Genomic DNA, 12,333 nt, shown 5'->3' on the forward strand with positions numbered 1-12,333 from the left:
TGAGGTGCTTACTGATCCGCGGGTTTTTCCGCCACCCGTGCGGTTTGCGCGGCGCGGAAGGCCTTCAGCCGCTCTGCCAGATCGGCATCTTCCAGCGCGAGGATGGAGGCTGCCATGATCCCGGCATTGGCTGCGCCCGCATCGCCGATGGCCAGCGTGCCGACGGGTACGCCGGCGGGCATCTGCACGATGGAAAGCAGGCTGTCCTGCCCCGACAGTGCCTTGCTCTGCACCGGAACGCCCAGCACGGGCAGGTGGGTCAGCGCGGCGATCATGCCGGGCAGGTGGGCAGCGCCGCCTGCGCCTGCGATCACGACCTTGAAGCCTTCGTCCGCCGCGCCCTTGCCGAAAGCATGCAGCCGGTCGGGCGTGCGGTGGGCGGAGACGATGCGCGCTTCATAGGTCACGCCCAGCTCGTCCAGCATGGCGGCGGCGCGCTTCATGGTCGGCCAGTCGGACTGGCTGCCCATTACGATTGCAACTGGCACGATTGCGACTGGTGCGGACATCTCTCTCAGCGATCCTTCAGGTAATGGCGTTCGCCCGGCTGCATCGCATCGTCGAAATCATAGACGATCGGCTCGCCAGTGGGGATTTCGAGGCCGGTGATCTCGTCATCCGAAATACCCGAGAGGTGCTTCACCAGCGCGCGCAGGGAATTGCCGTGGGCGGAGATGATCACCGTCTCGCCCTTGGTCAGTTCGGGCAGGATCGTGCTTTCCCAATAAGGCAGCACGCGCTCGATCGTCAGCTTCAGGCTTTCGGTGTCGGGAATGGGAATGCCGGCATAGCGCGGATCGGCGGAGAGGTCGTACTGGCCGCCCTTTTCCAGCGGCGGGGGCGGCGTGTCGAAGCTGCGGCGCCAGATATGCACCTGCTCCGCGCCGTGCTTTTCCGCCGTCTCTGCCTTGTTGAGGCCGGTCAGACCGCCATAGTGCCGCTCATTGAGGCGCCAGTCCTTGGTTTCGGGAATCCACAGCCGCCCGCAGGCTTCCAGCGTCAGGTGCAGCGTCTTGATCGCGCGCAGCTGGACGGAGGTGAAGGCGATCGTCGGCAGCAGGTCCTTTGCGGCGAGCAATTCGCCGGCGGCGATCGCTTCGGTCACGCCCTTTTCGGTAAGGTCCACGTCCCACCAGCCGGTGAAGCGGTTCTCGAGGTTCCACTGGCTCTGGCCATGGCGGACGAGGATCAGCGTGGGCAAGGTGCAAGGCTCCTGTTGGTGGCGCTTCTTTATGAGAGCGCCACCCGTTAGCTGGTCGATTCGCCCTTGGGAAGGGGCGCGGGTTCGGCCTTGGCGTCGATCGCCTTGGCCTGCGCCTTGCGGCGGCGCAGGTTCTCGCGCAGCTTGGCGGCCAGCCGCTCCTCGCGCGAAAGCTTCTTTTCCTCGTTCTCCATGCCTCTCCCATGGCGATAATCGCGCTGTGGCTCAAGCACGCCTTGACTTTCGGTCCGCCCGCGACAATAGCGCGCGCCTGCCTGCCGATTGGGGCGGGCGATGGTGATTCACGCTGCTGTAGCTCAGTGGTAGAGCGCACCCTTGGTAAGGGTGAGGTCGAGAGTTCAATTCTCTCCAGCAGCACCATTCCCTATTTTGCCTCAAGCGCCGGCGCGGGCATCCGCCCGCTTGGCTTTCCTCGCTTCCTGCCGGGCAAGCCCGGCATCGCTGCGGGCGGCCGGTTGGCCTTGCGGACCCTTTGGGTCCGTTTCCGCTGTTAGCGTTGCATTTTCTTGCCTCCGGTTGGTGTGTTGGGCATATAAGGCACCATGTCCGAACCACTCACTCCGGTCGATCGCGCCTATGTTACCGTCTTGCGGATCGAGGCCATTCTCTTGTCGCTGCCCTTCATCATCGGCGCGCTGGTGGCCGAAGTGGCGCAGGTGATATTCGCCGGCGCGTTTCTGGTGCCCGTGGCGCTGCTCGCCATGCTGCTGATCCTGATGGTGCCGCTGCGGCGCTACAATGCGCGCGGCTATGACCTTGGCGAGGACCGGCTGCGCGTGGTGCGTGGCCTGCTCTTCCGCAAGGATACGGCCGTCCCCTTCAGCCGCGTGCAGCACATCGATGTCGAGCAGGGTCCGCTCGAACGTGCTTTCGGCATCGGGCGGCTGGTGCTGTATACGGCGGGAACGCATAATGCCTCGGTCAGCCTGCCGGGCCTCAAGCATGAAGTGGCGATGGACATGCGCGAGGCGATCCGCGCGCATGTGAAGCGCGAGACACTGTGAGCACGACCGAGGAGGAAATCGCGCAAGGCTGGCAGCGGGTCGATCCGCGCGCCATTGCGGTCAAGGCCGTGCGCGGGCTGCAACAGGCCTTGCTGCCGATCGCCGCCGCCTTCTTTGGTGCGCGCGAGATCGGCCATCCGGTGGTCGTCGCCATTGTCGTTATCAGCGCGGCGATCGGCATCAGCGCACTGGCCGCCTGGCTCGCCTGGCGCCGCCTGCGTTATCGCGTGGGCGAATCGGATATCCGGGTGGAAAGGGGTTTCATCAGCCGACAGGCGCGCTCGGTCCCTTATGAGCGCATCCAGGACGTCAGCCTGGAGCAGAGCCTCATCCCGCGCCTGTTCAACCTTGTCGAGGTGCGGTTCGAAACCGGCGCGGGCGGCAAGGACGAGCTGAAGCTCGCCTATGTCACTGCCGAGGAAGGCGCGCGACTGCGCGAAGTGGTGCGCGACCAGCGCGCGGGCGAGGTCTCGGTCGCCAGCACGGCGGATGGGCACGCGCTGCCCGAACCGCAGCCGGAAGGCGAGGTGCTGTTCACCATGGGTCCCAAGCGCCTGCTGCTGTTCGGCCTGTTCGAATTCTCGCTGGTGGTCTTTGCCGTGCTGGGCGGTGCGGCGCAGCAGTTCGAATTCCTGCTGCCTTTCGATATCTGGAATTTCGAGGAGTGGGAGCAGCGGCTCGCCGGGCCGGGCGCGTGGCTGGCGGGGCTCGGCTGGGCATCGCGCATTGTCGGCGCGGCAATCGCAGTGGTCCTTCTGGGCTTCGTGGGCCTTGCCACTGGCGCGATCCGGACGGTGCTACGCGATTGGGATTTCCGGCTGGAGAAGACCCCCAAGGGTTTCCGCCGCCGCCGCGGCCTGCTGACGCGCACCGATGTGGTGATGCCAGTGCACCGCGTGCAGGCGATCACCGTCGGCACCGGCCTGCTGCGTCGCCTTTGGGGCTGGCATGGCCTGTCCTTCATCAGCCTGGCGCAGGACAGCAAATCGGCGAACCACGTCGTTGCCCCCTTTGCGCAGGAGCACGAGTTCGCGCCGATCATCGATGCGGCGGGCTTTGCGCTACCGGAAAGCGGGACGGACTGGCACCGGCCCAGCCGCAAATACCGGATCGACAGCGCGCTGCTGGCGGGCATCCCCATGCTGCTGGTGGCTGCCGCCGGCCTGTTCGAGGAGAAGCTGTGGTGGCTCGCGCCTGCCGGGCTGTTCCTCGCCGGTGCGGAAGCGCTGCGGCAATATCTGCTCTGGCGGTTCGAGCGCCATGCCATCGATCCCAAGCAGATCCTCTCGCGACGGGGCTGGCTCGCCCCGCGCCTGACCGTGGCGAGCCGGATCAAGCTGCATTCGGTGGAGATCGCGCAGGGCCCGCTGGGCAAGCATCGCGGCTATGCGAACCTCAATTTCGGCCTTGCGGGCGGATCATTGTCCTTCGACGGATTGCCGCTGGAAGAGGCAGAGGCGATGCGCGCCGCCGTGCTCGACAGTATTGCGGCGGTCGATTTCGCCAGGCTGCCCCGCTGAGTTAGCGCGGAATGGGGACGCGCAGTTCTTCCCATTCGGGATGCTTGCCGAATGCATAGACGACATAGGGGCATTGCGGGGCGATCTTGAAACCCTGCTCGCGCGCATCTGCGACGATGGCTTCGACCAGCTTTGCGGCGATGCCTTTCCCGCGCGCTTCGGGCGGGGTGAAGGTATGATCGACCAGCCGGATCTCGCCATCCTCACCGCGTGCCTTCCATGTCAGCACGGCGGGGCGGTGTGCGCCTTCGACTTCCATCGAGTAAACACCACCACCATCGACATCTTCGCGGGTAATTTCGGCCGGATCGGTCATGTGAGGCTTTCTCCTTCTTGCCTTGAACGGGCGGCAGCGCCATGGCGTTCCCATGCAGTTCCTGTCCGACAATGCGGCGCGCGTCCACCCAAAGCTGTGGGAAGCGATGCAGGCTGCTGATGTGCCCGACACGCCCTATGACGGCGATGCGCTGAGTGGACGGCTGGATGCGGTCTTCACCGAATTGTTCGGCCGCGATTGCGCTGTGCTGTGGGCGGGGACGGGAACCGCTGCCAATTGCCTTGCGCTTGCCACCATGGTCGAGCCGCATGGCAGCGTGATCTGCCATCGTGAGGCGCATATCGAGATGGACGAATGCGGCGCACCCGGCTTCTACCTCCACGGCGCGAAGCTGCTGCTGGCCGATGGCGCAGGTGCCAAGCTGAGTGTCGGGGGAATCGAGGAGGTGCTGGCGGGCATCACGCGCGGCATTCACCAGGTGCCGGCTCATGCGATCTCGATCACGCAGGTGAGCGAATATGGGCAGGCCTATGCGCCCGAGGAAGTGGCGGCCATAGGGGCGCTGGCGAAAGCCCAAGGCCTCGGCTTCCATATGGACGGCGCGCGTTTCGCCAATGCGGTGGCCTATCTCGGCTGCTCAGCGGCAGAGGCGGCGGGGCCGGTCGATGCGCTCTCCTTCGGTTGCACCAAGAACGGCGCGATGAATGTGGAGGCGGTGGTCTTCTTCGATAGCGCCAAGGCCGATGTAGCCCGCTGGCGCAGGAAGCGCGCCGGGCACCTCAATTCCAAGGGCCGCTTCATGGCGGCGCAGGTTCTCGCGCTGGTCGAGGACGGGCTGTGGCTGGAGCTTGCCGGCCAGGCCAATGCGGCGGCTGCCGAAGTGGCGGCGGGCGCTGGCGAGCGGTTGCTTCATCCCGCGCAATCGAACGAGCTGTTCGTGCGGATGTGCGCGGAGGAACGCGCCGCCCTGCGCGCACAGGGCTTTGCCTTCTACGACTGGGACGAGAGCTGCGTGCGCTTCGTGACCGCTTGGGACACCAAGCCTGAAGACGCGCAGGCCCTGGGCAGGGCGCTGGCGGCCCTATGAACACATCCGAGACGCCCGGCATGCTCAGCTGGCGGGTGATCGTCCCCTTCATGCTTACCGGCACGATCTGGGGCTCGACCTGGTTCGTGATCACCGGGCAGATCGACGGTGTGCCGGCGGCATGGTCGGTCTTCTATCGTTTCGCGCTGGCGACGCCGGGCATGTTCCTGCTGGCCTTGGTGATGAAGCGTTCGCTGAAGCTGGACGGGCCGGGGCATATGCTGGCAGTGGTGGTGGGCGTGCTGCAGTTCTGCGGCAATTTCATGTTCGTCTACCATTCGGAGCTGCACCTCACTTCCGGCATCGTCGCGGTGTTCTTCGCGCTGCTGATGGTGCCCAACGCGATCTTTGCGCGCATCTTCATCGGGGAGCGGATGCAGGCGGGTTTCATGCTCGGCAGCGCGGTCGCCATTGCGGGCGTGGCCATGCTGCTGGTGCATGAGGCGCGGACATCGACCCTGGGCGGCGACGTGCTGCTGGGCGTGGCGCTGTGCCTTGGCGGGCTGCTCTCCGCCTCGGTCGCCAATGTCGTGCAGGCGAACGAGGTCGGGCGGCGGATTGCGATGGTCAGCCTGCTCGCCTGGGCGATGCTTTATGGCCTGGTGGCGGATCTCATCTTTGCGCTGGTAACCGTTGGCCCGCCGCCGCTGCCGACGGGCGCAATGTACTGGATGGGCACCGCCTATCTCGCATTGATCGGATCGATCGTCACCTTCCCGCTGCACTACAACCTCGTGCGAGAGATCGGGGCAGGGCGCACGGCCTATAACGCCATCGTCACCGTGGTGGTGGCGATGCTGCTCTCGACGCTGTTCGAGGATTACCGCTGGACCCCGCTCGCCATGGCCGGAATGGCGCTGGCGCTGGGCGGCATGGTGCTGGCGCTGCGCTCGCGCCGGACGCGGAGCGTGAAGGTCGGGCAGGCGACGACAATGCGGCCTGAACCGGAATAAGGCGGGCAGTCATCTCCGCCTCTCGGGCAAGGTATTCTTGCAGCAGCGCGCTATCCTGATAGAAATTCGATGCGGTCGAGCAGGGGGGCAAATGAAAAGATTGATTTTTCTCGCTGGAGTTCCGGCCTTGGTTCCGGCTACCCCATTGTTTGCGCAAGTTGCCAACGCCCAGGAAGAAGCGCGCCAACTTGGGGTCGAAGTCTTTTGGCTTCGGCGAAGCCAAACCAGCGAAGACGTAAGTGGCCGGCCCTTATTGCGCCGTGCCGCCCTCCTGCGCGCGCAATCCAAGATTGTTCCCGAGGATTTTCCCGAGGCCATTCGAAGCAATGCGGGCTCTTCGGGCATGGGGCTGACCCTGCGCGTTTCGCTGGCGGCGGACGGCAGGGTTTCCGGGTGTGAGCCCCTCACGCAAAGCGTGCAGGAGGGGTTTCGATGGCGAGAGGCCGAGCTCGTGCCCGAGGTTGCAGAGCTCGTTTGCCGACTTGCGAGTACCAAACTCGCTTTCGCTGCGGCGCTGGATCAGGAGGGGGCAGGCGTGCCCAGCCAGCTCGATATCGCCGTTGAACTTTCGTCCCAGATGCGCCTGGTCGTACCTCCGCCTGCACCGGCAGGCTGGGGAAATGCCGATGCGGCCTATGAAGGGACTTGGCCGCCGGTAGTGAGGTCGAGTGACATCTCCCGGCTCAATGAGCTCGACTTGCCGCGAGGACGGGATCTGCTTGAGAGCAATCCGGATCGCCTGGAAGAGGCGCAAGTCGGCCTGGTCTTCTCCACCCATGCCGATGGGGCCGTCGGCAATTGCCAGGTCATGCAGTCAAGTGGAAGCGAGGAATATGACCGTGCCAGCTGCGAGGCGCTACGGAGTCGGCCACAAGTGCCTGGATTGTCGCATCTCCCGGTAATTCTGGAATGGCGCGGACGCCGTTTGCGGGCTCAACTGCCAGCAGCGACGAAAACCCCCGACTTGGCTGGTGGCGTGACAATCGGCCCCACTTTGATTGCTGGCGTCAAGTTACCGCCCAATGCGATTGTAGCTGCCGAATTGGACATCTCTTCACAGGGTGAATTGCTGAACTGCCGTCTATCCCGACCCAGCTATGTAGACGCCCTCGATCGGGCGACATGCGCGCTGTTTGGTGAGGACGCGCGCTTTACAATTCCTCGAGATGCATTTGGCAATCCTGTCGACGCTACTCTGGAAGTTCGTGTCGATTGGAGAGAGCTGACGATCTCCCGTTTGGTCCGCCGCTAGAAAGAGCGGCGAAGGCCCTCGCGATAGGTCGGGAAAGCAGGCTGCCAGCCCAGCACCCGCTTCGCCTTGCCATTCGCGACGCGGCGGTTCTCCATATAGAAGCCGCGCGCCATCGGGCTGAGATTGGCTTCCTCCAGAGAGAGCAGCGGCGGCGGTTCGACGCCCTTTAGCCGGCAGGCTTCCTCGATCACCGCATTCTGGCTGCAGGGCAAATCGTCTGAGAGGTTATAGGCCCCCGGCGGCGCATCGCGCGCCATGACGAGCGCCACCCCGCTGGCGATATCCTCCACATGCACGCGGCTGAAGACTTGCCCCGGAATGTCGATGCGGTGCGCCTTGCCTTCCGCGATCCGTTCGAAAGCGCTGCGGCCCGGGCCGTAGATTCCGGGCAGGCGGAACACGCGCGCGCGCAATTCCAGCCAGCGCGCATCGGCTTCGGCACGCGCGGTGCGGCGTCCGGTGCCCGTGGGGGCGCTTTCGTCGACCCAGGCCCCCTTTGTGTCGCCATAGACCCCGGTTGAAGAGAGATAGGCCAGCCATCGCCCTTCGAGCAGCTCGCCATAGTTATCGAGCACCGGCTCGCCGCCATCCTTGGCCGGCGGGACCGAGGAAAGCACGTGACTCGCCCTGCAGAGCGCAGCTTCCACAGCGGCCCGATCGGTGAAATCGACGCTACCCTCGCTCCCCGTCGCCTCCACGCTCCACCCGGCCGCTTCTATCCGCGCGGCGATGCGTTTTGCCGAATATCCGAGGCCGAAAATGAACAGATGCGCCATGTCATGCGTTCTACCCATTGGACGGGGCAGCGAAAGGACCTAAATCAGCAGCCATGGATATTGCCCGCACAGTCTCGAACCCGGACGGCACCCCCGAAATGGCCGATGCCGCCCGGACCCCCGCCGAACCTACCGTCATCAAGCGCGAGGATTACCGCCCCTTCGGCTGGCTGATCCCCGAGATCGCGCTCGACTTCCAGCTGGGGCTGGAAAAGACGCGTGTTTCCGCGAAGCTGACCGTGCAGCGCAATGCCAAGGCGGACCGCACCGACATGCTCCGCCTCAATGGCGATGGGCTGACCCCGCTCGAAGTCGTGGTCGATGGCGAGGTGGTGAACAGCTGGTCGATGGATGGCGAGGACCTCATGGTTCCGCTGGTAAGCGACAGCCATCTGGTCGAGATCGTGACGGAGATCGATCCCTCCTCCAACACGCAGCTGATGGGCCTTTATGCCTCTAACGGCATGCTGTGCACGCAATGCGAGGCGGAGGGATTCCGCCGCATCACCTTCTTCCCCGACCGGCCCGACGTGCTCTCCACCTATCGCGTGCGCATGACCGGCCCGAAGGACCAGTTCCCCGTCCTCCTCTCCAACGGCAATCCCGGCGCGAGCGGCGAGAACGATGACGGCACGCATTGGGCCGAATGGCACGATCCCTGGCCCAAGCCCTCCTATCTCTTCGCGCTGGTGGCGGGGGACCTTGTTGCCAATACCGATACCTTCACGACGATGAGCGGGCGCGAGGTCACGCTCAACATCTATGTCCGCGAGGGCGATCTCGAGCGCACCGGCCATGCGATGGAATCGCTCAAGAAGTCGATGCAATGGGACGAGGAGGTGTTCGGCCGCGAATACGACCTCGACATCTTCAACATCGTCGCCGTCAGCGACTTCAACATGGGGGCGATGGAGAATAAGGGCCTCAACGTCTTCAACACCAAATATGTGCTCGCCGACCCCGATACCGCCACCGATGGCGATTTCGACGGCGTGGAAGGCGTGATTGCGCATGAATACTTCCACAACTGGTCGGGCAATCGCGTCACCTGCCGCGACTGGTTCCAGCTCAGCCTGAAGGAAGGCTTCACCGTCCTGCGCGACCAGCTGTTCAGCCAGGACATGGGCAGCGAACCGGTCAAGCGGATCGAGGATGTGCGCGTACTGCGCGGGATACAGTTCCCCGAAGATTCGGGTCCGCTCGCCCATCCGATCCGCCCGGACAGCTATCGCGAGATCTCCAACTTCTACACCGCCACCGTCTACAACAAGGGCGCCGAAGTCATCCGCATGATGCGGACCATGGCGGGCGAAGAGGCCTTCCGCAAAGGCTGCGACCTCTATTTCGAACGCCACGATGGCGAGGCGGCGACCTGCGAGGATTTCGTCAAGGCGATCGAGGATGGCGCAGGGCTCGACCTCACGCAGTTCCGCCGCTGGTACTCGCAGGCCGGCACACCGCAGGTCTCCGTGCGGATGGAGCATGATGGCGATGCGGTGACGCTGCACCTCAAGCAGGAGGTGCCGTCCACGCCCGGCCAGCCCGACAAGCAGCCCATGCCGATCCCGCTCAAGCTGGCGCTGTTCGACAAGGCCAATGGCAGCCACAGGGGCGAGGAACTGGTCGTGCTCGACAAGGAGGAGGCTAGCGTCACCTTCACCGACTTTGCCGACAAGCCCGTTCTCTCGCTCAATCGCGGCTTCACCGCGCCCGTCTCGATCCGGCAGGAGGTTTCGGGCGAGGACCTTGTCTTCCTTGCCGCGCATGATGACGATCCCTTCGCCCGCTATGAGGCAATGCAGGAGCTGGTCGTCACCCACCTCAAGCAGGCCTGCGCGGGCGAACTCGACGACGATGCCCGCGATGCCGGGCGTAAGGCCATCGGCGATGCGCTTGCCGCCGTGCTGGCGGACGACACACTCGACGATCTGATGCGCGGCGAGCTGCTGATCCTGCCGACGCAGACCTACCTGATGGAGCAGATGGAGGCCGCCGACCCCGGCGTGATCCATGCCGAGCGGCAGGGCCTGCGCGGCTGGCTGGGCAAGCAGCTGGAGGCCGATTTCATCGCGCTGCACGGCCGCGCCAGCGACATGCCTTACAGTCTTGATGCAGAGGCTCGCGGTGCGCGCAAGGTGAAGACGCAGGCGCTGATCTATCTTGCCGAGGCCAATCCCGCGCTCGCCAGCAAGATGGGTGCGGGCCAATATGATGCCGCCGACAACATGACCGACCGGCAGGGCGCGCTGATGGTGCTGGCAGGGCTGCAGACGCCCGAGCGAACGCACAAGTTGCTCGACTACTATAACCGCTACAAGGACAATGCGCTGGTGGTGGACAAGTGGTTCGCCATCCAGGCGCAATCGCTGCATCCGCATGCGATCGAGCATGTGAAGGCGCTGGCCGACCATCCGCAATTCACGCTGAAGAATCCCAACCGCGTGCGTTCGCTCTACATGGCCTTTGCCGCCAATCCGCATGCTTTCCATGCGGCGGATGGCGAGGGCTATCGCATGATCGCGGACCTCATCCTCGAACTCGACCCGATCAATCCGCAGACCGCGGCGCGCTTCGTCTCGCCGTTCGGACGCTGGCGGCGAATCGAGTCCGGCCGCTCGGCCCTGATGCGCGAGCAGCTGGAGCGGATCGCGGCGGCGGGGAACCTGTCGCGCGATACGCATGAACAAGTGATCCGCAGCCTTGGCTGACCTCGTTGCCAATCCGGTCGAGGTGATTCGCGCGAGCGCGCTCGATTTCGTGCCGCATGGCTTTCTCGGTTGTCGCGGCGGGGTCAGCACGGGCTTTGCGGCGGGCCTGCAGGTCGGCCTCAATGCGGGGGATGATGACGATGCGGTGGCGGAGAATCGCCGCCGTGCACTCGCTGCCGTTGTGCCGGGTGCGCAGCTCGTCACGGTGAAGCAGGTCCATTCGCCGGTCGCGATCATCGCCGACGCGCCATGGCCGGAGGATGCGCGGCCCGAGGCGGATGCGATCGTTACCGCCACGCCGGGCCTCGCGCTCGCCATCGTGACGGCCGATTGCGCGCCGGTGCTGTTCGCGGATCGCGAGGCAGGTGTTGTCGGCGCGGCGCATGCCGGCTGGCGCGGCGCGCATGGCGGCGTGCTTGAACAGACGGTCGCGCGGATGGTGGAGCTGGGGGCAGATCCCACGCATATCGTCGCCGCGATCGGCCCATGCATCGCGCAGGATAGCTACGAAGTGGGCGAGGATCTGCGCGCGCAGTTCACCGAAGCCGATGCGCGATTCTTTGCCGATGGCGCGCCGGGCAAGTGGCAATTCGACCTCGAAGCCTATGTCGCCTCGCGCCTCAAGGCGCTGGGGCTGGCCGCGGTCGAGCCGCTCGGCCTCGATACCTATGCGGATCCCTCGCGCTTCTATTCGCACCGGCGGTCGGTCCATCGCGGGGAGCCGACATATGGCCGTGAGTTCTCGCTGATCGCATTGTGAATCGTTCGCGATAAGCCTTCTGAAAAGACGAGCCTTCGCCTCTGGGCCAAAAGGCGGGTTGGCATGGGCGATTTGCTCGTCTATCAGCCCCGCCAAGCCGCCGTCCCGGGGCATCGTTTCGGCGTGCGGCAGCTCGTGATTTTATCGGATGAAGGCGGGGTTGCCCCGCAATATATCCGGCAGGCAAGGCAAGGTAATGGCAACCACCACCGATACCGCCAACACACAAGTAGTGGCCGAAGACGGCGTCCGCCGTCGTGACTTCATCGAAATTGCTGCAGTGGCAACCGCTGGCGTGGGTGGTCTCTTCACCATCCTGCCGCTGGTCAGCCAGATGGCGCCGTCCAAGGACGTGCTGGCCGAAAGCACCACCGAGCTGGATATTTCCGCGCTCGAGCCGGGCCAGTCGATCAAGGCGGTGTTCCGCAAGCAGCCGGTCTTCGTGCGCAACCTGACCCAGGCCGAAATGGACGATGCCAATGCCGTCGATGTCGGTGATCTGCGCGATCCGCAGACGCTGGCAGAGCGTACGCTGGCAGGCAGCGAGAACATCCTCGTGGTGATGGGCGTCTGCACCCACCTCGGCTGTGTGCCGCTGGGCGCTGCCGAAGGCGAGGTGAAGGGTGAGTATGGCGGCTATTTCTGCCCCTGCCACGGCTCGCACTACGATACCGCTGCGCGCATCCGTAAGGGTCCGGCTCCGACCAACCTCGAAGTGCCGGCTTACACCATCTCCGATTCCACGCTGGTTATCGGCTGAGGCGAGAGACAGAG

General features: G+C 64.8%; 13 protein-coding genes and 1 tRNA gene. 9 read left to right on the forward strand and 5 right to left on the reverse strand.

Going from position 1 to position 12,333, the window contains the following annotated elements; translation table 11 throughout:
- Positions 1-8 precede the first annotated feature (8 nt).
- The 3 genes from purE to E5222_RS16650 are packed head-to-tail and all read right to left on the reverse strand — an operon-like array spanning position 9 to position 1,395.
- Positions 9-509 (reverse strand): 5-(carboxyamino)imidazole ribonucleotide mutase, encoded by a 501-nt coding sequence (purE, locus tag E5222_RS16025; RefSeq protein ID WP_136694792.1) that lies wholly within the window; start codon positions 507-509, stop codon positions 9-11.
- A gap of 5 nt (positions 510-514) precedes the next feature.
- A complete protein-coding gene (gene gpmA, locus E5222_RS16030) occupies positions 515-1,201 on the reverse strand; it encodes a 2,3-diphosphoglycerate-dependent phosphoglycerate mutase (protein ID WP_136694793.1) in 687 nt (228 codons plus the stop codon).
- A gap of 47 nt (positions 1,202-1,248) precedes the next feature.
- A complete protein-coding gene (locus E5222_RS16650; protein WP_169053635.1) occupies positions 1,249-1,395 on the reverse strand; it encodes a hypothetical protein in 147 nt (48 codons plus the stop codon).
- 112 nt (positions 1,396-1,507) lie between these two features.
- Here E5222_RS16650 and E5222_RS16035 point away from each other — a divergent pair.
- From E5222_RS16035 to E5222_RS16045, 3 genes are all read left to right on the forward strand, one after another.
- A tRNA-Thr gene (locus tag E5222_RS16035) sits at positions 1,508-1,582 on the forward strand.
- 182 nt (positions 1,583-1,764) lie between these two features.
- Complete coding sequence (locus E5222_RS16040; RefSeq protein WP_136694794.1) at positions 1,765-2,226, forward strand: PH domain-containing protein; 462 nt, start codon at positions 1,765-1,767, stop codon at positions 2,224-2,226.
- A complete protein-coding gene (locus E5222_RS16045) occupies positions 2,223-3,746 on the forward strand; it encodes a PH domain-containing protein (RefSeq protein ID WP_246021835.1) in 1,524 nt (507 codons plus the stop codon). Before E5222_RS16040 ends, E5222_RS16045 begins: the two co-directional genes overlap by 4 nt.
- 1 nt (position 3,747) lies before the next feature.
- Here E5222_RS16045 and E5222_RS16050 read toward each other — a convergent pair whose 3' ends face one another.
- Positions 3,748-4,062 carry a GNAT family N-acetyltransferase gene (locus E5222_RS16050; protein ID WP_211196177.1) on the reverse strand — a complete coding sequence of 105 codons (315 nt, stop codon included), beginning with the start codon at positions 4,060-4,062 and terminating at the stop codon, positions 3,748-3,750.
- A gap of 52 nt (positions 4,063-4,114) precedes the next feature.
- Here E5222_RS16050 and E5222_RS16055 point away from each other — a divergent pair, with 52 nt between their 5' ends.
- The 3 genes from E5222_RS16055 (at position 4,115) to E5222_RS16065 (ending at position 7,315) form a co-directional block, all read left to right on the forward strand.
- Complete coding sequence (locus E5222_RS16055) at positions 4,115-5,110, forward strand: threonine aldolase family protein (protein ID WP_136694795.1); 996 nt, start codon at positions 4,115-4,117, stop codon at positions 5,108-5,110.
- A complete protein-coding gene (locus E5222_RS16060) occupies positions 5,107-6,063 on the forward strand; it encodes a DMT family transporter (protein ID WP_136694796.1) in 957 nt (318 codons plus the stop codon). Before E5222_RS16055 ends, E5222_RS16060 begins: the two co-directional genes overlap by 4 nt.
- A gap of 91 nt (positions 6,064-6,154) precedes the next feature.
- Positions 6,155-7,315, forward strand: coding sequence for an energy transducer TonB (locus E5222_RS16065; protein WP_136694797.1), 1,161 nt, complete (start codon positions 6,155-6,157; stop codon positions 7,313-7,315).
- Here E5222_RS16065 and E5222_RS16070 read toward each other — a convergent pair.
- A complete protein-coding gene (locus tag E5222_RS16070; RefSeq protein ID WP_136694798.1) occupies positions 7,312-8,091 on the reverse strand; it encodes a Rossmann-fold NAD(P)-binding domain-containing protein in 780 nt (259 codons plus the stop codon). The genes E5222_RS16065 and E5222_RS16070 overlap by 4 nt on opposite strands.
- Positions 8,092-8,144: 53 nt before the next feature.
- Here E5222_RS16070 and pepN point away from each other — a divergent pair, with 53 nt between their 5' ends.
- From pepN to petA, 3 genes are all read left to right on the forward strand, one after another.
- Positions 8,145-10,799, forward strand: a complete 2,655-nt coding sequence (pepN, locus tag E5222_RS16075) for an aminopeptidase N (protein ID WP_136694799.1) — start codon at positions 8,145-8,147, stop codon at positions 10,797-10,799.
- A complete protein-coding gene (pgeF, locus tag E5222_RS16080) occupies positions 10,792-11,559 on the forward strand; it encodes a peptidoglycan editing factor PgeF (protein WP_136694800.1) in 768 nt (255 codons plus the stop codon). Before pepN ends, pgeF begins: the two co-directional genes overlap by 8 nt.
- 196 nt (positions 11,560-11,755) lie before the next feature.
- A complete protein-coding gene (gene petA, locus E5222_RS16085; protein WP_211196178.1) occupies positions 11,756-12,319 on the forward strand; it encodes a ubiquinol-cytochrome c reductase iron-sulfur subunit in 564 nt (187 codons plus the stop codon).
- The last annotated feature ends 14 nt before the right edge of the window (positions 12,320-12,333 follow it).

Source organism: Alteraurantiacibacter aquimixticola (assembly GCF_004965515.1).
In the GTDB taxonomy this organism is placed as follows: Bacteria; Pseudomonadota; Alphaproteobacteria; order Sphingomonadales; family Sphingomonadaceae; genus Alteraurantiacibacter; species Alteraurantiacibacter aquimixticola.